The sequence below is a fragment of the Microcystis sp. M144S2 genome (assembly GCF_020246065.1).
Classification (GTDB): domain Bacteria; phylum Cyanobacteriota; class Cyanobacteriia; order Cyanobacteriales; family Microcystaceae; genus Microcystis; species Microcystis ichthyoblabe_A.
In genome coordinates, this window is sequence record NZ_JADBTR010000099.1 from 1 (window position 1) to 20725 (window position 20725).

The window sequence follows — 20725 nt, forward strand, 5'->3', positions numbered from 1 at the left end:
AATTAGTTCCCCCATAGAACCTCCTTGAGCCATCTTGCACACTTTTCTCTTTTTGTCAAATTTTATGTTAAGAAAGATGTGACTAATGGATAGCCTTATCAAGGGGGGCAGGGGGGATCCCCCCGCCTATCGGCACCCCCCTTATCAAGGGGGGCAGGGGGGATCGAACCTAAAATCCATTTTTAATTTAATTATAACCAGCTACTTACCAGAAAAAAATTGCCGATAATGGCCTCAAAATCTCTTGATAGTCTCTTTTTACCTGATATTAACCTTTTCCCCTTAAAATGAGCTTACCGAGGCAATAACTGCAAAAATCTATGCTAGATAAAATATTTACTCCCAATCCCTACGCTGAAAAACCCGCACCTCTGCGTCCTCGCAAGGGGGTGATTATCGGTGTTGGTCAGGTGGGGATGGCCTGCGCTTACTCGATGTTAATTCAAGACTGTTTTGATGAATTAATTCTGCAAGATATCGCCACGGATAAAGTCGAAGGGGAAGTGATGGATTTAAGGCACGGAATGCCTTTTATTGAACCCACAGACTTGAAAATGGGAACCGTGGCCGATGTGGGACAAAATGCCGATGTGGTGATTATTACTGCCGGGGCTGCCCAAAAAGAGGGAGAAACCAGATTACATCTCCTTGAGCGAAATGTGGCGATTTTTCGCCGTATTCTGGAGGATGTGGCTGTTTACTGCCCCAGTGCTTTGATTTTGGTGGTGAGTAATCCCGTCGATATCATGACCTATGTTACCCTGAAAATCACCAATTTTCCGCCTTCTAGGGTGATTGGTTCGGGTACGGTGTTAGATTCTGCCCGTTTACGCTCTCTTTTATCCACCCAACTCCATGTAGATGCGCGTAACGTCCACGCTTATATTATCGGTGAACACGGGGATAGTGAGCTTGCTGTGTGGAGTTCGGCTAATATCGGAGGAGCAAGGTTACTCGAAGGAGATTGGCAGGATTTAAGCGCAACCGACCAAGAAAGCTTAACAGAAATTTTTCTTCAGGTTAAAAACGCCGCCTATGAAATTATCAAACGCAAGGGTTATACTAGCTATGCGATCGGTTTAGCTACCACGGATATCGTTAAAGCGATTTTACGTTCCCAAGAAAGAATTCTCACTATTAGCACTCTCCTCGATGGTCAATACGGTCTCAAAGATGTGTGTTTAAGTATTCCCTCGGTGGTTAATGAGAAAGGAGTGATTAAAACCCTGAATCTTGCTCTTAGTCCCAGAGAAACGGAACAGTTACATAATTCGGCCAAAATTATGCGCGATTTAATCGATCAACTCAAAATTTAACTTAGGGTTGGCTGAATAAATCTAAAAACCTTGTTGGCTAAGATTTTTAGATTTTTTTGACCTGAAAAAGTGCCAGACATAATAGCGATCGAGGGGAAAATTTAGGCACTTTTTCCCCGAAAATTAGGTAATTGTGGGGTGGACTGAAGCAATTCGTGCTAGACTTCCCGAAAAGTCTATTTTATTGCAGCTTGTTGTTAGGAATCTACTTAAAAGAGTTTGTTTAATCTGGCTAATACGCTTTTGGTTATGATATGGGGAAAAGTTCCGGCGATGGCCCTAAAATGGGGTGATATGCCGAGAGTTTTTACATATCGTTACTCTGAGGATTGTTATCGAGAAAGTTTTTGTATAATTAATAGTTGGACTTATTAAGGATTTACGAATAGATGAAAAACCCTAAGTTATTTATTTCTTATAGCTGGTCTAACCCAACACATGAACAGTGGGTAATTGATTTAGCTGAAGACCTGACCCAATCGGGTGTTCATGTTATTCTTGATAAATGGGATCTTAAAGAAGGGCATGATTCCTTTGCTTTCATGGAAAAGATGGTTACAGACCCACAGATAACCAAGGTGGCCATCATATGTGACGAGGTTTACGCTTCAAAGGCAGATGATCGATCCGGCGGTGTAGGCACTGAAACTCAAATCATCTCACGTGAAGTTTATGAAAACCAGGAACAAGGAAAATTTGTAGCCATAATTGCTGAGAGAGATTCAGAAGGTAAAGCATATCTGCCAACATACTATAAATCGCGAATATATATCGATTTAAGCGAACCCGATAACAATGCAGATAATTTTGAAAAGTTATTGCGTTGGATATATGACAAACCCCTTTATACGAGGCCTGAGATAGGTAAGCGGCCATCTTTTCTGGATGAATCAGATGGAATATCTCTGGGTACTTCGGCAGTGCACAAAAGGGCTATATCTGCTATCAAAGAAAACAAGCCATTTGCATCGGGGGCGTTAGATGAGTATTTGTCTACTTTTGTTAGTAATCTTGAAAAGTTCAGAATCACCGAAAAGGAAGGTGAATTTGACGATCAGGTTATTGATAATATAGAAAAATTTATTCCTTATAGAAACGAAGCAATTACTTTGTTTATCACTCTCGCGCAATATGCACCAACAGAAGAAAATGTCCTCAAAGTTCATCGCTTTTTTGAAGATTTGATCCCATATATGAGTAGGAGGGAGAATGTTAACAGTTGGGGTGAATGGGACTTCGATAATTTCAAATTTATTATTCACGAGCTTTTCTTATATGTGGTTGCCATTTTCACAAAGCATGAAAGGTTTGCAGAAGTTAACCTACTGTTGACGAATCAATACTATGTGAACGGAAGATCCGATTATGGAAAAGATGTAATGGTTGGATATGAGGCTTTCCGAGATGGCTTGCGTTCTTTAGACCGTCGAAATAGTAGATTAAAGCTAGGACGTTTATCTGTTCATGCGGATCTGCTTAAGCAAAGAAGTAAACACTCTGGCATAGAATTTCGTTACCTAATGCAGGCTGATTTTATATTGTTTATGCGGGCTGAAATACAGCAAGCCGACTTTTATTCTCGTTGGGTTCCACACACATTACTGTATGTTGGCCAGTTTCACAGTGCGTTTGAAGTATTTGCAAGGTCGTCATCAAAGTCATACTTTGAAAAAGTTAAATGTATTCTAGGCATAGATAAACCATCAGATCTAAGTGAACTGATGGAAGCTTATAAGGCAGACCCTCAAAGATTACCAAGGTGGCAGTTCGAGTCATTTAGTCCATCTATACTACTTGGCTATGAACAATTAGCTACAAAGGCATAACAAGGTGCTGCCGTCGGACAAATTTGCCGCAGAGCGCTTCGTTAGACAGAAATCACAGAAATGTTCAATCTAATCTTTATAGTTCTTCGGTTTGTGTTAGGCCATGGACGGGTTATAAAGGGCGATTTTTGTCAATTGTTTTCGATAACGTTTTTAAAACCCGACACCCGACACCCTGTCCGCAGGAAAAACTTTTTTAGCAGACCCTAGCCATTATACCGATAGGACGGGTTGGCCGGTAGAAATGGCTTTTTCGACGATATCGGCGGCCATTTTCACTCCTCCAGTCTTCTGTAGTGCTTTTTGCATTCTCAGGGCATTTTCTCGGTAACTGGGGACGGATAAGACCTTTTCAATCGCCTTTCGTAAACGGGGAACTTCTAGACGGGAAATCGGAATCACTTCCCCTGTCCCCGACCATTTTATCCGAGCAGATACCCCCGGTTGGTCGTTAGCGATGGGAATGGCCACCATCGGTACAGCTTGCGCTAGGGATTCTAGGGTAGTATTTAAGCCTGCGTGGGTGATAGTAAGAGAGGCTCTGGTTAAAAGCTCTAATTGGGGAGCGTAGGGAACAACTAGGGCGTTTTTGGTGGTTATTTGAATGTTAGAGTCGGTATTGCCCAAGGATAAAACTAATTGTACCGGCAAATCGGCACAGGCTTCGGCGATCGCATTAAAGGTCGATTGTAGGCGAGTTTGAATTGTACCGAGGGAAGCATAAATCAAGGGTTGTCCGGTTAATTTTTCGTAGGGAAAAGGAATCGTTTTTCTGGTGGAGGAATCGTGAAAGGGACCCGTAAAGTGAAAGTGAGCGGGTAAATTTGACCGAGGAAACTCGAATTCGGCAGGTTGTTGGCTAATTTGGGCGATGGGTGAATAGCGTTGATTGATGTTTTGATAGGGAATTAACCCCCATTCTTGACGTTGCCGGTTGATTAACTCATTCAGAGGACGAGTCAGAGAGTCAAGGAGTTTATAGCCAAGTTTATTGCGAATAACCCCGATAAATGAGGGATTATAGTCCCAACTGGTCATAAAGGGCGGAATAAGCGGATCGCGATTTAAAACCAATGCCGAACAAAAACTGATAAAGGGAATAGCCAATTTTTCTGCGATTGTACCCCCTGAGGCGGAGACTTGATCGACAATTAGGGCATCAATTCCCAAGCGACGCATCTCTTGAGGGATAGTTTCAAAGAGGGTCGCTGTAGAATCAGTTACTAATTCTACCGTGCGTCGGACGGCGGCTGTTCCCCGTAATTGACCAATTTCGGCTAAATTTTTGGCTGATGTGCCTTTCGGATATTTGTCGGGTGCAATTGCCTGAAAATCTAACCCAGCTGCTTGCACCATTTCTTCACCATCAAGAGTTAAAAAACAGGTAACTTTATGACCGCGTTTTTGTAACTCTTTTCCTAAAGGTAGAAGAGAATAAATATGTCCAGAGGTTGTAGGACAGAGGAAACCAAAATGAGTCATTAAACACCTCCACAGGTTTTCTTTAATTCTTCTAGATTCCAGAATGCACCACCCAAGGCGGAGAATTGTATTCCTTCAAAGCAGTTACGCACGGCCCCCAAAGCGAGGGGATTAACTAGATAAATAAACGGGACGTATTCCTGTTGAAGTTGTTGAATTTCATTATAGATAACTTTGCGCTTCTCAAAGTCTAATTCTTGGGAACCCTTGACGTATAAATCGGCGATTTTTTTCTCCCAATCCGCCGCTTGCCAGCCTTGAATGGGAGGGCTGCCGGGTTGAGGTTGTTGGTTAAAAGCGTGGAGATTTCCATCTACATACCAAATATTGGGGGCGTGGGGTTCATTATCGCCGGTAAAACCTAAAATATGTGCTTCCCAATCTAGACTATTACTCAGTTTATCAACTAAATTGCTAAAAGCGATCGCTTGAAAATCCACTTGAATTCCTATTGCGGCTAAATCATTTTTAATTTGTGCGCCAATTGCTTCCCGGATTTTGTTACCCGCGTTAGTAATCAGGTTAAATCTAACGGGATTATTATCAGCATCGACTAGCAGATTATCACTATTATACTTAAATCCCGCCTCTAATAATAATTCTTTGGCTTTTTCGGGATTATAATCGTAACCTTTCAGGGTTTTATCATAAAAAGGCGATTGGATAGAAAGAAAAGAATTTTGTTCTTGTCCCAATCCTCGATAGATATCATCAATCATTCTTTGACGATTAATGCCGTAGGCAATAGCTTGGCGGAAATTTAAGTTATTAAACCACCTGGATTTAATTGGCTCTACTAGGGGTTTTCCGTCGCGTTTTCCTTGATTGAGATTAAAACCGATAAATTGGGTTCCGTAGGCAGGTCCCCCATTAAAAATCGTGAAATTTCCTCTTTCTTCTTCAGTTTTTAAGAGGGAGAAAAATTCGGGAGTTACCCCAATAGAATCTAAACTTCCCGATCGAAATTGTAGTAAAGTTGTGTCCTGAGATTCAACAATTGCCCAAATTACTGAAGTTATATGGGGTAATTGTTGTCCCTGGTCATCTTTTTTCCAATAGTAAGGGTTATTCTCAAAAATAATCCTTTGTCCCGTGATATATTCTTTTAGTTTATAAGCACCATTAAAAACAATTTTATCAGGAGGAGTATCTAACCCCCAAGTGGAGAGAAATTCTAACCTACCATCGGGGCTTTTTTTCTGAATAGTTTTTTCTAAAGCGTGTTTAGGTAAAATCGGTGAACTGACAGCATCTAAAAAAGGAGCAAAAGGTTCGGGTAGTTTAAATTCGATTCGGCGATTATCTAGTTTAGTGATAACTGGAAATTCTTTTTTTAATCCTATTCTTAAACTATCGCGGTAGTTGTTAGGAATATCAGGATTTAGATATAAGTCTTTATAGGTAAAAACCACATCATCAACGGTTAAGGGTTGACCATCTGACCATTTTAAACCCTCTCTCATAGTAAAAATAATGTTCAAATTATCATCGGAAATTGTCCAAGATTCTGCTAAGACTGGTTCTTTTTTGCCAGTAATGGGATTTTCTGTTAATAGTCCTTCGTAGGTTAACCCAAAAATATTCGGGGATTCGGCCGATAAAACAGCATTAAAGGTTTTGGGGTCACTTAATACCGATATGACCACTTGATTGCGTCTAACTGGATTACCACAAGCAGTTAGGGAAATCAGCAATAAACAAGAAATTAAAAATACCGTTAATCTGCGCCAAAATTTCACCATAATCTTTAATATTTTTCTATCCGACTATCTAGAAGTAAAGACCTTGCCTGGCTATATAGGGTTTGCTGAATAAATCTAAAAACCTTGTTGGGTAAGACTTTTAGACTTTTTGTCAATCAAAAAGTACCAGGTATGGGAGTGATCAGGGGGAAAATTCCTGGACTTTTTCCCTAAAAATTAGGTAATTGGCCACCTCAAAACCGGTAAAACCCCACACCCCACACCCCACACCCCACACCCTGCCCCCACCGAAAAACTTTTTCAGCAGACCCTATATACACCGAAACTGACCAAACTGAAAGCCGCTGGACTGTTTCCTTGCCCCATCAATATAACAGGAAATGAGACAAAAAATCTCGCCTAGGAAAGATTGACAAAGGCGAGAAACCGTGTTTCCATCAAGAATGGGAGATAAAATCTAAGAACGTTGTTCGATCGGTGTATAGGGGACTTCGTGTTCTCCAGTGTAGATTTGGGTAGGACGGAAAATGCGGTTAGCATTTAATTGTTCTTTCCAGTGGGCCAACCAACCGGCCACCCGGGAGATGGCAAAAATCGGGGTAAATAAATCATTGGGAATGCCTAATTTCCGATAAACCAATCCCGAATAGAAATCCACATTGGGATAGATACCTTTTTCGCCGTAGATATCCACCACTGCTTGTTCTAATTCTAGGGCGATATCGTAGTATTCATCGGAACCTAATTCTGCGAATAATTGTTCGGCAAGATTTTGTAAAATCGTCGCCCGGGGATCCTTAACTTTATATACCCGGTGTCCAAAACCCATAACTTTTTGTTTATTGGCGATACATTTTTCCACATAGGGACGAACATTAGCCACCGAACCGATTTCCTCTAACATTAACAATACTTCCTCGTTTGCCCCACCGTGGAGGGGACCTGCGAGAGTTCCCACTGCTGAAGCGATGACACCGTAGGGGTCGGTTAAAGTGGAAGCCGTCACCATGGCCGAAAAAGTCGAGGCATTCATGGTATGTTCGGCGTGGAGGGTCAAACAGACATCGAAAACTTTCGCCGCTAAATCCGTTGGTCGTCTTTCCGTCAACATATAGAGGAAATTGGCCGCATAATCAAGACTATCGTTGGGCTGAATGGGATGATTACCTTTGCGAATTAATTGAAACGCCGCCACCATAGTCGGGATTTTCGCTAATAACCGCACCACTGCCTGGCGGATATATTCGGGATTATCCAAGGCCCGCCTGGCATAGTATAACCCCAAAGCCGCCGCCGAAGTTTGTAGCGCATCCATGGGATGGCCTTTTTCGGGGAAGCATTTCATCATGTCTTCGATACGGTACTTGATGCGTCGATGATAACGGATTTCATCGGCAAATTCTTCCAGTTCCGCCCCCGTGGGCAGAGCACCCCAGATAAGGAGATAGGCGGTTTCGAGGAAGGTACTTTTTTCGGCGAGTTCCTCAATCCGAATGCCCCGATACTCTAAGATTCCCTTTTGCCCATCCACAAAGCTGATACTCGATTGGGCGGCGGGAATTCCTTCTAAACCTGGCCGATATTCACAAACTGTCATAGTTCTACTTTCCGTGGCGAAGATTAAGCCCTAACGCTAACTTACTTGATCTTTCCACCCTTACCGAAATTTTATAGAAATTCTTCGGTTCTGCCTCTCCTGTTCAGGATTGGGGAGAATTGGGCGGAAATTACCCCTATTTAGCGATTGCTTCGTCGATTTAGTCAACCCTGCCCGATCGCATTTTTTCTGGGCTTACTGTTGCGACTCTAGCTAGAGGACTTGATATTTATTTACTTTTATTGTAGCGAGACTATCTCGATCGACTCCATCAATCGATAATTTTTTTAAGTTTCTTCGGGATTAATATTTAACTCCCGCAGTTTTGCCGCTAACCTTTCGGCCCGTTGTCGTTCCACTTCAGCCCGTTGTCGTTCCGTTTCGGCCCGTTGTCGTTCTTGGTTGTAACTGGTGAAAGGTTGACCATCGGGATAATACAAGAGTAACTCTGGTTCGGCTAATTGAAAACGAATGCCCAAGCGAGGACTGACCCAATTATCGAGATTTTCCAGACTTTCGAGCCGATTTTCCCGACGAATACAGCCACCCAAATCATTTTTATCGGGATTATAAATGTAGTATTCTTCCACGCCATAACGGTCATAAAACAGTAGTTTTCTGGTCATTTCCGTTTGGGTATTACCCGGAGAGAGAATTTCAAAAACCACTTGCGGGGGGATATTGTTCTCTTTCCACTGTTGATAGGAACCTCTTTCCCCTTTCGGTCTGCCGAAAGCTACCATCACATCAGGTGCTTGTCGAGTCTTATTATCTCCCTCCACGGGATACCAGAGTAAATCACCGGCGACAAAAACATCGGCATCATTGGCAAATAACCAGTCTAGATTCGCTTTAATCGTCGTAATCCAGCGAAATTGTCTTGTATTGTCGGCCATCGGTTTACCATCGCTATCGGGATAGACGATTGTGGTTTTCGGGCTGTCGTCGAGTTGTCTAACCATTGCTTAACCCTAGAGTTTCGTCTTTGCTTCCTTAATAGTATAACTTTACTACAAAAAATCAGAGCAAATATTTAGGATTGGCTGAAAAAGTTTTTCCTAGGGACAGGGTGTGACCAACTGTCTGCATCATAACCGATAGTGTCTGCCGCCGTTCCCTGTACACGCGCTTGTTAGGCATCGGATTGGCTAGAGTGTATAAACTGGTGAAAGTCTGGTGATTTAATGAACGATTGAAGGTCTTTTAGTCCCTCTATACATGAGGTTAACATCCACCCAAGCTCTTCAAGATGAGCTAATAATCGAGGGTTTTGTTCATCTAAAAGACTGATTAAATTATAATAGCCTTCTATAGAGCTAGTATCGAGTAGCGCTAAATCTTGATGAATCAACTTGTTTCGTTCCGCCACAATGTCTGAGAGAGCCTGTTTCTGAGCATTTAAGAAATCTGAGTCACTATAGGTAACCTTAAATGACAAAGACATACCTAACTCAGAAGAGTCTAGTTGAGGTTCAGACTGACTATCATCCACCAGCACAGTGTTATGTAATTTCCCAACTAGGCTACCTAATGTGAGCTTACGAAATTTCTTATGACTGTCAACGAACTGGTTACGGGTTGATTTTGATAATCCCTTGATCTGACTAACTGAAAGTAGATACTTTAAAGTACCTTCAATCTTTGAAAAATTAACTATATTTCTACCCAGCTTTCTTAGTGCTTCAGTTCTAACTACTTCAATATCTATCGGTTCATCCATGATTAATGGTAAGGCGTTGACTATCTAAATTATCTATTTTCTCAAGTAATGGCAGCGATGGTTAATGTCCCTCACCCCTAACCCCTCTCCCAGAACAAACGGGAAGGGTCTTTTGATAGACTAGAGTTATGTCCCCAGAGTAAGGAGCTAGGGGCGAGAAAAGCTTAATAATTGAGATAAACCGATCAAGCGAGAATATCGTCTAGAATTAATTAACTCAAAAAATCCTGACTGAATCTACCTTTAAGCGAACTTTTCTAAAAATGATGGCTGAATTACTGAGTCTAGTTCCTGCCAAGTCCCTCGAAACTGATGTAGTGGTAGGGGAAGCACCGGCAGTATGTCCCCTTCCTCCAGTCACGGTTAGTAATGATACCCTACTTATTTCCCTGATCGATCGCCTGCGACGTACTTTGGAAAATCACCGCGGCGAAAATCAAATTGTGGTGATGCAGGATTTCCCGGATCCCGATGCCCTTTCTAGTGCCTGGGCCTATCAAATTATCGCCGAACAGTACGATATTCACTGTGATATAGTCTATGCGGGTACTCTCTCCCATCAGGAAAATGTCGCTTTGGTAAAACTAACGGGTTTACCGGCTAAACGTTGGGGAGTCCATACCCTCAAGGATAGAGATCTCTCGGTTTATCAGGGTTGTGTTTTTGTCGATGGTCAGGGAACCAATAGTCAGTTAACCACTCTGGTTAAACAGGCAAAAATTCCCATTATTGCCGTGATTGATCATCATACTCGCCAAGGGGATCTAGAGGCGGAATTTGTCGATATTCGTCCCCAAATCCGGGCAACAGCGACGATATTAACCCAATATATCCAAAAAGGGTTAATAAGTTTTAATACTAGCGATACCGTCCATGTTAAGTGTGCCACAGCTTTGATGCACGGATTGCGATCGGATACGAATAATTTAATGCAAGCGCAAGAGTGTGAATTTATTGCTGCTGGTTATCTCAGTCGTTTCTACGATGCTCAATTATTAAACGCTGTCCTGCAATCGGCCAGATCCCGACGGGTGATGGATGTGATTGAACGGGCCCTGAAAAACCGTATTATTAAAAATAATTATTCGATCGCCGGGGTCGGTTATTTGCGTTATGATGACCGAGATGCGATTCCCCAAGCTGCCGATTTTTTGGTGACGGAAGAAAATGTTCACACGGCTTTAGTTTATGGTATCGTTCACGATGAAGATGAGGAGATCGAGTTAGTCATCGGTTCTATGCGTACCAGTAAAATTACCCTAGATCCCGATGAATTTCTCAAGGAAGCTTTCGGACAGGATAACCAAGGTCGCTTTTTTGGTGGTGGTCGTTACATGGCCGGAGGTTTTGAAATTCCTATCGGTTTCCTTGGTGGTTTTAATAATAATGCCGAATACGCAAAACTCAAGTGGGAACTGTATGACACCCAAATTAAACAGAAACTTTCCCATCTAGTTAACCCCGATGAAAAGGTAATTCGCACCTAGGTATTAAATCTCAGCTATCTATTATCATCGCCAAGACCGACCCTACACTGATATGAAACTTTATTTTGTGCGTCATGGATTAGCAGGACAATCGGGGGATTATCTCAACGATAGGGAACGTCCTTTAACCGAGGAAGGTAAGACAAAAACTGCTAAAGTTGCCCAAAGATTAGGACAGTTGGGGGTGAAATTTGACCTAATTTTGACTTCTCCCCTAGTGCGTGCGGTGCAAACTGCCGAAATTTTGCAAAAAGCGGGTTTAAGCCGTAAAATTGAGCAATTTAATCCCCTATCACCCAACGGCAATATTCAAGATTGGGTGCAATGGTGGCAAAAGTCGGACTATCAGCGAGAGGAAAACGCGATCGCACTGGTGGGCCACGAACCGGATTTAGGTTATTGGACGGAAATGCTAGTTTGGGGCAAGTTTCAAGGAAAATTATCGGTCAAAAAGGCGGGAATAATTGGTCTAGAGGTTCCCAATCAACAAAATCCCCTAGGCAAGTGTCAGTTATTCTGGTTGACAGCCCCGAAATTACTCCTCTAGGAATTATAGCGTTTCCTAAGCTAGTGAGGTACACCTATTTTTCTTCCCTTTTGCCTCTTACCTAAAACCCATAACTTTTGTACCTCAGCAGACTGAAAAACGCTATAATCTCATTCCGAGATTTCGATCGAATTAACTGATCTTTGCCAACGTTTTTTCCAGTGGCTAGTCGGTTCTAAGTCACAGAGAGCCTGTTCGCTGCGACGACGTTGTATAATCACTTCGGCCGGGTCGCTTAAAGTCTCGTCTCGATAGGGAATAGCGGCCTTAGTTTGCAGATGTTCCCGTTCCTGTGCCGATAAAGATGGGGGTAAGGACAAAAAACTGGCTATTGTCCCTGGCGATCGCCGCCCGACGCTATCGGTGGCCCCAATCTGCAATCCTGCTAATTGTAAAGCCCTTCGCACCGAGGCAGCACAGGAATAGGTGACTAAATAACCCGTCGGACTCAGACATTTTGCCACTAAAGCTAAAAACTCCACCGTCCACAGTTGCGGACATTTACCCGGGGAAAAGGGATCGAGAAAAATTGCCTCCGCTTGAAAACCCGCCTCAATCACCTTGGTTATCGTCTGTCGCGCATCCCCGATTAACAGTTTAGCCGTGAGATTAGGCAAGTCTAGCCGGTGATTATGGGCAAAATCACTTAAATATTCGGGAATTGGTTGACTCCAACTATTTAAGAGATTTTCTCTAATAGCCGCTAGGGGAACCACTCGATCGCTTTCTAAAGCTAATAATTCTACCCGACAATCTCCCCTAACTCGCCAAATGGCCGCTAAGGCTGCGGCGGTATTGTACCCTAAGCCGTAACAAATGTCAAGAACTTTCAGATTATTGCTCTGGTCTGCTTTTGCTGCCAGACGACTGGAGAGGATAAATTTTTTCTCGGCTTCTTCCCTTGCCCCGGAGGTAGAATGATAACATTCGCCGAATTCGGTCGAAAAAAAGGTATAAGAACCATCCTCAGTGACTTTTTGCGGGTAGGCTTCGGGGGAGACAAGCATGGTGATGGAGAATGTCTTTGAGATGAATATCGGTTTCCAGCAGGCAAGCGTGACCACTATGGGGCAGAATCGTTAATTTTGCCGCGGGTAACTGCTGAATTAGGCGTTTAGCCTCCGCTACCGATGGTAACAGTCGATCCCCTTGACTGGCTATCACTAACACCCCCAATTGCAGACATTTTAACTCGCTGGCACTAACCTGAAACCGTTGTAACTGGGATAAACGCCAGCTAATCGTCTTCGGTGGGACGTATTGCATGGCTTTGAGGAGAGAGCGGCGATCTTCCCGGGATATTCGACCCAGAGCAGCGAGAAAGGGTAAAATAGTTAGGGCCGAGCTGCCATGGATGAAATCGGGCATTATCTGGGTGATACCGATTCCCAAGCTCAAAAGAGGTCTTTGATTAAAAGAAGAAGCAGGGTTAATTAAAATCAGTTTTTTAATTAATTTTGGTGATTTTGTCGCTATTTTCAAGGCTAAACAGCCGCCAAAAGACTCACCGCAGAGATAGACTTTTCTCGATTGTCGCTTTAATTCCTGTTCCAATAAAGCAATCACGCAATCGCTTAATTCCTCCCAATCACCGAGATATTGCGGGGAAATCGCCAAACAACGCAGATCGAAGTAAGGAGCAAGGTTTTTAATCTGACGATGGTATAGTTGGCCGCTGCCATCCATTCCGGGTAAAAATACAAACAGGGGATAATCGGGACGGGGATGACGGGGAATAATCCAACTGACAGGTTGTTCCATGGTGCGAGAAGCGCGATCGATGTTAAAAAAGTTTTTTCTGGTTATCTATTTTAAGGATAATTAATATTAGAGAGATTTGCCAGTTTTAAGAGTAGTATTAACCTCCAACCTATGGATGGTTTCTCCCTGCTCCCCAACCCCTGATAACTGATAACTGATAACTGATAACTGAATTAACTGAGCCAAATTTTTAGGCCGCCGCTAAATTAGCAGCCACGAAATCCCAATTAACCAACTTGGTTAAAAAGTCGCTGATGTAATCGGGACGACGATTTTGGTAGTCGAGATAATAAGCGTGTTCCCACACATCCATAGTTAAGAGGGGAACCTGTCCGGCGGTTAAAGGATTGTCAGCGTTGCCGGTTTTGGTAACTTTGAGAGTACCGTTATCGAGAACCAACCAAGCCCAACCACTACCGAATTGAGTAGCGCCCGCAGTTTTGAAAGCTTCGACAAATTTCTCGAAACTGCCGAAATCTGCGTTAATTTTATCGGCTAAAGCACCGGTAGGCGCACCGCCACCACCCGGTTTCATGCAGTCCCAATAAAAACTATGATTCCATGCTTGGGCGGCATTGTTGAAAACCCCAGCTTTAGAGGCATCACCGGCAACCTTAACGATAACTTCTTCTAAAGAGAGAGCATCGAGTTCCGTATCTTTGACCAAACCGTTATAGTTATTGACATAAGCGGCGTGGTGCTTGTCGTGGTGGAATTCTAGGGTACTTTTGGTGATGCAAGGCTCTAAGGCAGTGTAATCGTAGGGTAAAGGGGGAAGTGTGTAAGCCATCTGTGGTTCTTTATATCCTCTCTTGAGAGCTTGTTTAAGGTAGTGTTGATAAAACTTTACATCCTCGATCATAGCACCGAAGGAGACTTGATCAGTGATTAGTGATCAGTGATCACTAATCAGCTTTTTCTCTCTTCTCCCCCATCACCCCAACTCCCACACCCCACACCCAACTCCCATCCACCGTCTCCTAAATCCTGAGAAGATCACCAAACAATGTTAGAATAATTCCCGTACTGTAGGCGCTTGCAGATTCTTGTGGGCGTGGCAGGGCAGGCGAAAAACGATTCCGTTAGGAATTAGACCAAAAAAGCTCCACTGGAAACAGCAGTAGATTTTATCTCACTGGGTTGACCGGTTGGCAGTTCGTCAAATTACGGATCAATACAAAATTATCATTTACAGATCTTTCTTGGTAACTTATGGCACAGCGTACACGCTTAGGTGAAATCCTTCGTCCCCTCAACTCAGAATATGGTAAAGTTTCCCCCGGTTGGGGAACTACCTTGCTGATGGGAGTGTTTATGGCTCTGTTTTTAGTCTTTTTGCTGATTATTTTACAGATCTACAACTCCTCCCTAATTTTAGAAGGATTTAATGTAGATTGGGGTCAGTAAGCAGATTAAAACAATCTTGTCGGCATTTTTGGCCGCAGAATTGTCCCTCGGACTTTAGCAGGTGGGTTATTGCCCACCGCGACTTTTTTATTAGGAGCAAAAAAATGAATATTTTTGGGATTGGATTACCGGAAATGGGGTTAATTCTCTTGATTGCCCTGCTAGTTTTCGGACCGAAAAAATTACCAGAAATCGGTCGCAGTTTAGGCAAAACGATTCGAGGATTTCAAGAAGCATCCAAGGAATTTGAAAGTGAATTTAAGCGAGAGGCCCAGCAGATTGAAGACTCGGTAAAAATCAAAGCTGAATTAGAAGAAAGTCAATCTCCTAGGGATCAAACTCGTTCCAGCTAAGAACCGTGTAGAGATGTAGAGTAGGTCAAATTCGAGGCTATCGGCTAGATTAACATCGAGAATGACCAAATCGAGATTAAATTGGCAGTTTTACCATTGGCCACCACTTTTACTCGCTAGTTTTTTTGACCGAGAAAGCGGTAAATCAGGTTTCGGAGCGCAAAATCGTCTTCAATGACGATAATTTCGGCAGCAGCCACAGCCATAGTTGAATGAGTCGGCAGAATATAAGTAGCTGGTTATAATTAAATTAAAAATGGATTTTAGGTTCGATCCCCCCTGCCCCCCTTGATAAGGGGGGTGCCGATAGGCGGGGGGATCCCCCATGCCCCCCTTGATAAGGGGGGTGTCTGACAACTTTTAACGCCTACCTACTTATCATTAGTTTGAGAATTCCCAGAAGGCAGGGAAAAAATGACTATTTCCTTGCTATAAGTATTGTAGATGTCAAGAGTGTTAACTGAATGTCTATAGTGGTATCCCCCGAACAAGTCCATCAAATCGTCAACAACCTCCATCACGATCCCTTTGAGGTTTTGGGGGCCCATCCCCTAGAAGAAGAAGGAAAAGTAAATAAATGGGTTGTTAGAGCCTATTTACCGAAAACCACGGCTGCTTGGGTTATTTTACCGTCCCAAAGACAAGAATATCCCATGACGGCCGCCTATCACCCCCATTTTTTCGAGTGCGTTATCGACATCAGTGAACTGAACAATTATCAATTACGCATCCAGGAGGGGGAACAGGAACGAGTAATCTATGATTCCTATGCCTTCCGTTCTGCCAAACTCAGCGATTTTGATTTACACCTGTTTGGGGAGGGCAACCATCATCGCATTTATGAAAAATTAGGGGCGCATTTAGCCGAAATCGAGGGTATTAAAGGGGTTTATTTCGCCGTTTGGGCCCCTAATGCTCGCAACGTCTCGATTATTGGTGATTTTAATAGCTGGGATGGTCGGGATCACCAAATGCGGAAACGTAATAATATGGTCTGGGAATTGTTTATCCCGGAAATCGGTGTTGGTACTAAATATAAATACGAGATCAAAAATTGGGAAGGTCATATTTACGAAAAATCTGATCCCTACGGTTTTGCCCAAGAAGTACGCCCGAAAACCGCCTCGATCGTGGCTAATTTAGATAGCTATACTTGGGATGATAGCGATTGGATGGAAAAACGCCGCCATAGCGATCCTTTAACTCAACCGGTTTCCGTTTACGAATTACACCTCGGTTCTTGGCTGCACGCTTCTAGCGCCGAACCACCCCGTTTACTTACTGGGGAAGGGGAAGCGGTTCCCGTGTCGGAATGGAACACTGGGGCCCGCTTTTTGAGTTACTACGAGTTAGCCCAAAAACTGATTCCCTACGTTAAGGAATTAGGTTACACCCATATCGAATTATTACCGATCGCCGAGCATCCTTTTGATGGTTCTTGGGGTTATCAAGTGACGGGTTATTTTGCCCCCACCAGTCGCTACGGCAATCCTGAAGATTTCATGTATTTTGTCGATCAATGTCACCAAAATGGCCTTGGTGTGCTAGTGGATTGGGTCCCTGGTCACTTCCCCAAAGATGGCCACGGGTTAGCTTTCTTTGATGGTACTCATCTTTACGAACACGGCGACCCGCGCAAAGGGGAACACAAGGAATGGGGAACCTTAATTTTTAACTACGGTCGCAACGAAGTCAGAAATTTCCTGGTGGCTAATGCCCTATTTTGGTTCGATAAGTACCATATTGACGGTATTCGCGTGGATGCGGTGGCTTCTATGCTCTATCTCGATTATTGTCGTAAAGATGGGGAATGGGTGGCTAACGAGTACGGTGGCCGGGAAAATTTAGAGGCTGCGGAATTCCTGCGTCAAGTCAATCATGTAATTTTTAGCTATTTCCCCGGAATTCTCTCTATTGCCGAAGAATCCACCGCTTGGCCGATGGTGTCCTGGCCCACCTATATGGGCGGTTTAGGCTTTAATTTAAAGTGGAATATGGGCTGGATGCACGATATGCTCGATTATTTCGGCATGGATCCCTGGTTCCGTCAATTCCATCAAAATAATGTCACTTTTAGTATGTGGTATAACCACAGCGAGAATTATATGCTGGCTTTGTCCCACGATGAAGTGGTTCACGGCAAAAGTAATATGATTGGCAAAATGCCGGGGGATGAGTGGCAAAAATTTGCCAATGTCCGGGCATTATTTAGTTATATGTTTACCCACCCCGGTAAGAAAACCATGTTTATGAGCATGGAATTTGGCCAGTGGAGTGAGTGGAATGTTTGGGGTGATTTGGAGTGGGGTCTTTTGCAGCATGAACCCCATCAACAGCTAAAACGCTTTTTCTCGGATTTGAACGCTACCTATAAGAGTGAACCTGCTCTATATACCCAGGATTTTGGTCAGGATGGCTTTGAGTGGATCGACTGTAGTGATAATAGTCATAGTGTCGTTTCTTTCCTGCGCTGGAGCAAAAATTGGCAGGAGTTTCTGGTGGTGGTCTGTAATTTTACTCCCCAACCCCACAGCCATTATCGCGTTGGTGTACCCCATCCCGGTTTTTATCAGGAAATCTTTAACAGCGATGCGGGTAAATATGGCGGTAGTAATATGGGCAACCTTGGCGGTAAATGGTCGGAGGAATGGTCCTATCATAGCCGTCCCTACTCGATTGATCTCTGTTTACCACCTTTAGGGGTTTTAGTTCTCAAAATCAGTCCTAATGCTTCTGGGGAATAGAGGAGTAGGGAGATGGGGAAGTGGGGGAATGGGGGAATTCAACTAAAACCCTAACACCCTAACACCCTAAAACCCCAACACCCCCAACCCCTAACAAAAAAATTTAGAGGCCATCTTGCGGAAAGTGGCCTCTTTTTTGGGTGAATTTTCCAGAAACGATTAATTTGTTAGATTAGCGAGCAGTGTTTGTACCCATTCTTGAGCAAGTTCTTCCACGTTGTCATTACTGTCGAGATGGCTAAGAATATATTTTTGTCGTTGGTGAGCTAATTCAGCGAGACTACCGATATGAACAAAACTTTTTGGCAAACGATCATTCTCAAAGGAATATTGACCGACGTGGCTGGCTTCGATATGCTGGCGATCGATCCAGAATCCCCATCCTTGCGGTGCGGCATTCAGTTCCGAGAGAAATTCTAAGGTCTTCATTGGCGTACTCCTTAGCGGGAATTATCTTGTTTATCCCTTTATAACCGGCATTCTAAGGCAAAAATTAATCAGGGGGAGAAAATGGTTAACCATTTTTCATCTCCCTTAATATTTCCTTACTTTTTCGTTAATATTTATGATATAGCAGTTTTCATCAGAATGAGGTATGGGCAAGGGGCTTAAGCCCTTTGTTGGCAAAACTTGTCGATACCTCAGTAACGTGAAAAGCACTATAGCCAAGCCATTTGACGGTCTGAACAGGTGCAGACAAGAAAGTGCAGAAAGTGGGCATTTTCCTCCGTCGAGCATCGAGACCATAAACAAGCAAAAGTATCTGTATATTTAGTTACTAAATTAAGACAGATTTGCCTTAGATGCAGACCGGGCAAAAGCCGGTCAAAAACTAACCCATCAGGATCACCGTATCGATGACGTGGATCACACCATTATCCGCCTCGATATTACCCGCGACAACCGTGGCATTTTTCACCTCAAAACCTTCGCTACAATCGATGGGAATCGGTGAACCCTCTAGAGAAGTCACTACAGCCAATTTTGCCAAATCTTCCTGCATATATTTGCCCGCAGCGACGTGATAGGTGAGAATTCGGGTTAATTGGGGGATATTCTGCACTAGGGTTGTAATCGTCCCGGGGGGCAATTTGGCAAAAGCTTCGTCGGTGGGGGCAAAAACCGTGAAGGGGCCGGGACTTTTTAGGGCATCCACAAGATTAGCCGCTTGTACCGCCGTCACTAGAGTTTTAAAATTATCGGCACTGACCGCAATATCGACAATATCTGCCATAAACTTGACTCGATCCCTTAAAAAAATTATCTATTTCAGATTTTAAACTCAATCTTGTCCCAAAGATCACTTTACTAAATTGTCCGTCAAAAGTTGATAGAGTAGCCTGGTTTCATAAAACAGTAAGCGGCATAGTCCATCTTTACCCAATGCCTTAAAAGTGGGTAACTCTTTCCTTTTCTCAATTCTTTGACCATTTTCGTGGTCGTAATAGACATGAATTCGGGGATTAAGCCACGAATGCTTAAGCTTGTTAATAATTTCAGTTTTAGCGGGTTTATCCGGGCAAATAGTCACCAGTGCGTGAGCGTACAAGTGAGAGCGCATTAAGTCGGAACCCTTCCAAGACTTTTTAACCTTGTCTTGTTTGGCAGAAGTATCACCAGAAATCTGATAGGAATACCCTAAGCCTAGATAAGCCTGAAACTTTCTAAGACTAATATCGTGATCACGTTTAAAGTAAGGTTTTCCGTTTACTAAAAATCTTTCGATAGGGTAACAGTGCAAAAGCAACAAGCTTTTAGTCACCGTCCCAAAAAGAAATTGATCAAATACTTGGCAATAAGGTTTAAAATGATTTAACTCTAGGATTTCTCTTAACTCCTGTTCTTTAATCAAAATTCTAGTTTGATACATAACAATGTCCTTAGCCAATAGTTGGCTATATTGACTAATTCCAGTCCTGGCCGTGGTTTTGATGCGCGGGTTATTTTTTAATCCGGCGATATGTCCTAGTGTTGGGTTATACCCCTTAACTCCGATATATTCAAAGTCTCTTTGTGCAATCTCCGGAAATTCACAACATAGGCGCTGCCTAAGTTGGTTAATCAAAGAGTTTTTATTCTTGTCAAGCTGTTCTCGCTCGTGAAAAGTCCGGCGCAATAAATCGATCGAGTCATAGTCATAGTTGTTTAAGATCGGAGGATTGCCTAAGTCATCTAGTCCAGATTTATCAAAATAGGTTAAGGCAATGGTTAGAGCGTCAAGATAATCGTCTTTATTTTTAGTCTTAAAATAGTGCTGACGATTTATCTTGGTTTGCTGATGAGATATCCAATAAATATCTAAACCTAACTTTTTAGCGGAATTAACCCAGAAACTAGCATACCAGTAGCTCGTAGGTTCTAAAATAATAGCATCAGCTTCTAATGATTTAATAATCTCGATCGCTTCCGCATTGCATTCTAACCTGTAAGCTATCTCATTAAGCTGAATATTTCCTTTAATTCGCGGGTATCCTTTAATCGTTTCCCCAACACTTTTCGAGTATTGCAGGGGAGAAACCGTCGGAAATTCACACAACAAAACCACGATAGCCCAATTACGGCTAACGTCTATACCTAGGGACTTGCGTATTAATAAATTACCATCTAGACTGGAGAAGCAACTTGTTACTCCCACTCTCAACTATAGACCTCTTGCAAAAGTCTTAAGTCGATCCTTGTACAGCAACATTTTTGAAGATTATCAACTACTAATAAATAATTAACTGAAAGTCCCTCCCATTATTGTTTCTATCGTTTGTTTTCGGATTTATGCAAGAGGTCT

Annotated in this window: 18 protein-coding genes; 7 read left to right on the forward strand and 11 right to left on the reverse strand. The window is 43.0% G+C overall.

All coding sequences use genetic code 11. The features are described from left to right. The first annotated feature begins 320 nt into the window (after window positions 1-320). Together IM462_RS12075 and IM462_RS12080 are read left to right on the forward strand one after the other, a co-directional pair. A complete protein-coding gene (locus IM462_RS12075; protein WP_287662562.1) occupies window positions 321-1316 on the forward strand; it encodes an L-lactate dehydrogenase in 996 nt (331 codons plus the stop codon). Window positions 1317-1705: 389 nt separating this feature from the next. Next, window positions 1706-3142, forward strand: a complete 1437-nt coding sequence (locus tag IM462_RS12080; RefSeq protein WP_287702835.1) for an SEFIR domain-containing protein — start codon at window positions 1706-1708, stop codon at window positions 3140-3142. Between the two features lie 213 nt (window positions 3143-3355). Here the strand turns inward: IM462_RS12080 and IM462_RS12085 are convergent, their stop codons facing one another. From IM462_RS12085 to IM462_RS12105, 5 genes are all read right to left on the reverse strand, one after another. Continuing rightward, window positions 3356-4624, reverse strand: coding sequence for a glycosyltransferase (locus tag IM462_RS12085; RefSeq protein ID WP_287702833.1), 1269 nt, complete (start codon window positions 4622-4624; stop codon window positions 3356-3358). Further along, window positions 4624-6366 carry an ABC transporter substrate-binding protein gene (locus IM462_RS12090; RefSeq protein ID WP_287702831.1) on the reverse strand — a complete coding sequence of 581 codons (1743 nt, stop codon included), beginning with the start codon at window positions 6364-6366 and terminating at the stop codon, window positions 4624-4626. Before IM462_RS12090 ends, IM462_RS12085 begins: the two co-directional genes overlap by 1 nt. Before the next feature lie 418 nt (window positions 6367-6784). Beyond that, window positions 6785-7924: a citrate synthase gene (locus tag IM462_RS12095; protein ID WP_002803764.1), complete on the reverse strand. Its 1140-nt coding sequence runs from the start codon at window positions 7922-7924 to the stop codon at window positions 6785-6787. A 287-nt stretch (window positions 7925-8211) separates the two neighbouring features. Next, window positions 8212-8886, reverse strand: a complete 675-nt coding sequence (locus tag IM462_RS12100) for a Uma2 family endonuclease (RefSeq protein ID WP_287702830.1) — start codon at window positions 8884-8886, stop codon at window positions 8212-8214. Window positions 8887-9056: 170 nt separating this feature from the next. Continuing rightward, complete coding sequence (locus IM462_RS12105; RefSeq protein WP_287702828.1) at window positions 9057-9644, reverse strand: hypothetical protein; 588 nt, start codon at window positions 9642-9644, stop codon at window positions 9057-9059. 263 nt (window positions 9645-9907) lie between these two features. On the opposite strand from IM462_RS12105, the gene IM462_RS12110 reads away from it, so the two are divergent. Both IM462_RS12110 and sixA read left to right on the forward strand, forming a co-directional pair. After that, window positions 9908-11131: a DHH family phosphoesterase gene (locus IM462_RS12110; protein WP_287702826.1), complete on the forward strand. Its 1224-nt coding sequence runs from the start codon at window positions 9908-9910 to the stop codon at window positions 11129-11131. A gap of 52 nt (window positions 11132-11183) precedes the next feature. Beyond that, window positions 11184-11678: a phosphohistidine phosphatase SixA gene (sixA, locus tag IM462_RS12115; protein ID WP_287702824.1), complete on the forward strand. Its 495-nt coding sequence runs from the start codon at window positions 11184-11186 to the stop codon at window positions 11676-11678. 110 nt (window positions 11679-11788) lie between these two features. Here sixA and IM462_RS12120 read toward each other — a convergent pair whose 3' ends face one another. From IM462_RS12120 to IM462_RS12130, 3 genes are all read right to left on the reverse strand, one after another. Beyond that, window positions 11789-12685, reverse strand: coding sequence for a tRNA (5-methylaminomethyl-2-thiouridine)(34)-methyltransferase MnmD (locus IM462_RS12120; protein ID WP_287702822.1), 897 nt, complete (start codon window positions 12683-12685; stop codon window positions 11789-11791). After that, the gene (locus IM462_RS12125; RefSeq protein WP_287702820.1) at window positions 12645-13439 is read right to left on the reverse strand and encodes an alpha/beta fold hydrolase; all 795 of its coding nucleotides are present in this window, start codon (window positions 13437-13439) and stop codon (window positions 12645-12647) included. Before IM462_RS12125 ends, IM462_RS12120 begins: the two co-directional genes overlap by 41 nt. 190 nt (window positions 13440-13629) lie before the next feature. Beyond that, the gene (locus IM462_RS12130; protein ID WP_002762409.1) at window positions 13630-14229 is read right to left on the reverse strand and encodes a superoxide dismutase; all 600 of its coding nucleotides are present in this window, start codon (window positions 14227-14229) and stop codon (window positions 13630-13632) included. 422 nt (window positions 14230-14651) lie between these two features. Between IM462_RS12130 and psbH the strand changes: the two genes are divergently transcribed. The 3 genes from psbH (at window position 14652) to glgB (ending at window position 17943) form a co-directional block, all read left to right on the forward strand. Continuing rightward, complete coding sequence (gene psbH, locus IM462_RS12135) at window positions 14652-14846, forward strand: photosystem II reaction center phosphoprotein PsbH (RefSeq protein ID WP_002736544.1); 195 nt, start codon at window positions 14652-14654, stop codon at window positions 14844-14846. Window positions 14847-14950: 104 nt separating this feature from the next. Then, window positions 14951-15199 (forward strand): TatA/E family twin arginine-targeting protein translocase, encoded by a 249-nt coding sequence (locus IM462_RS12140; protein WP_002743526.1) that lies wholly within the window; start codon window positions 14951-14953, stop codon window positions 15197-15199. Between the two features lie 464 nt (window positions 15200-15663). Continuing rightward, entirely contained in the window at window positions 15664-17943 is a 2280-nt protein-coding gene (gene glgB, locus IM462_RS12145; RefSeq protein ID WP_287702818.1) for a 1,4-alpha-glucan branching enzyme, read from the forward strand. Between the two features lie 159 nt (window positions 17944-18102). On the opposite strand, the gene IM462_RS12150 is transcribed toward glgB, so the two are convergent. The 3 genes from IM462_RS12150 to IM462_RS12160 form a co-directional block, all read right to left on the reverse strand. Further along, entirely contained in the window at window positions 18103-18372 is a 270-nt protein-coding gene (locus tag IM462_RS12150) for a hypothetical protein (RefSeq protein WP_016516782.1), read from the reverse strand. Window positions 18373-18775: 403 nt separating this feature from the next. Then, window positions 18776-19177 carry a fasciclin domain-containing protein gene (locus IM462_RS12155; RefSeq protein WP_016516781.1) on the reverse strand — a complete coding sequence of 134 codons (402 nt, stop codon included), beginning with the start codon at window positions 19175-19177 and terminating at the stop codon, window positions 18776-18778. Window positions 19178-19243: 66 nt separating this feature from the next. Beyond that, entirely contained in the window at window positions 19244-20578 is a 1335-nt protein-coding gene (locus IM462_RS12160; RefSeq protein ID WP_287702816.1) for an IS110 family transposase, read from the reverse strand. Window positions 20579-20725 lie beyond the last annotated feature (147 nt).

What these genes read in the sequence shown, in the direction of transcription:
- IM462_RS12075 (WP_287662562.1), top strand. Translation starts at nt 321, where the DNA reads ATGCTAGATAAAATATTTACTCCCAATCCCTACGCTGAAAAACCCGCA.
- IM462_RS12080 (WP_287702835.1), top strand. Translation starts at nt 1,706, where the DNA reads ATGAAAAACCCTAAGTTATTTATTTCTTATAGCTGGTCTAACCCAACA.
- IM462_RS12085 (WP_287702833.1), bottom strand. Translation starts at nt 4,624, where the DNA reads ATGACTCATTTTGGTTTCCTCTGTCCTACAACCTCTGGACATATTTAT.
- IM462_RS12090 (WP_287702831.1), bottom strand. Translation starts at nt 6,366, where the DNA reads ATGGTGAAATTTTGGCGCAGATTAACGGTATTTTTAATTTCTTGTTTA.
- IM462_RS12095 (WP_002803764.1), bottom strand. Translation starts at nt 7,924, where the DNA reads ATGACAGTTTGTGAATATCGGCCAGGTTTAGAAGGAATTCCCGCCGCC.
- IM462_RS12100 (WP_287702830.1), bottom strand. Translation starts at nt 8,886, where the DNA reads ATGGTTAGACAACTCGACGACAGCCCGAAAACCACAATCGTCTATCCC.
- IM462_RS12105 (WP_287702828.1), bottom strand. Translation starts at nt 9,644, where the DNA reads ATGGATGAACCGATAGATATTGAAGTAGTTAGAACTGAAGCACTAAGA.
- IM462_RS12110 (WP_287702826.1), top strand. Translation starts at nt 9,908, where the DNA reads ATGATGGCTGAATTACTGAGTCTAGTTCCTGCCAAGTCCCTCGAAACT.
- sixA (WP_287702824.1), top strand. Translation starts at nt 11,184, where the DNA reads ATGAAACTTTATTTTGTGCGTCATGGATTAGCAGGACAATCGGGGGAT.
- IM462_RS12120 (WP_287702822.1), bottom strand. Translation starts at nt 12,685, where the DNA reads ATGCTTGTCTCCCCCGAAGCCTACCCGCAAAAAGTCACTGAGGATGGT.
- IM462_RS12125 (WP_287702820.1), bottom strand. Translation starts at nt 13,439, where the DNA reads ATGGAACAACCTGTCAGTTGGATTATTCCCCGTCATCCCCGTCCCGAT.
- IM462_RS12130 (WP_002762409.1), bottom strand. Translation starts at nt 14,229, where the DNA reads ATGGCTTACACACTTCCCCCTTTACCCTACGATTACACTGCCTTAGAG.
- psbH (WP_002736544.1), top strand. Translation starts at nt 14,652, where the DNA reads ATGGCACAGCGTACACGCTTAGGTGAAATCCTTCGTCCCCTCAACTCA.
- IM462_RS12140 (WP_002743526.1), top strand. Translation starts at nt 14,951, where the DNA reads ATGAATATTTTTGGGATTGGATTACCGGAAATGGGGTTAATTCTCTTG.
- glgB (WP_287702818.1), top strand. Translation starts at nt 15,664, where the DNA reads ATGTCTATAGTGGTATCCCCCGAACAAGTCCATCAAATCGTCAACAAC.
- IM462_RS12150 (WP_016516782.1), bottom strand. Translation starts at nt 18,372, where the DNA reads ATGAAGACCTTAGAATTTCTCTCGGAACTGAATGCCGCACCGCAAGGA.
- IM462_RS12155 (WP_016516781.1), bottom strand. Translation starts at nt 19,177, where the DNA reads ATGGCAGATATTGTCGATATTGCGGTCAGTGCCGATAATTTTAAAACT.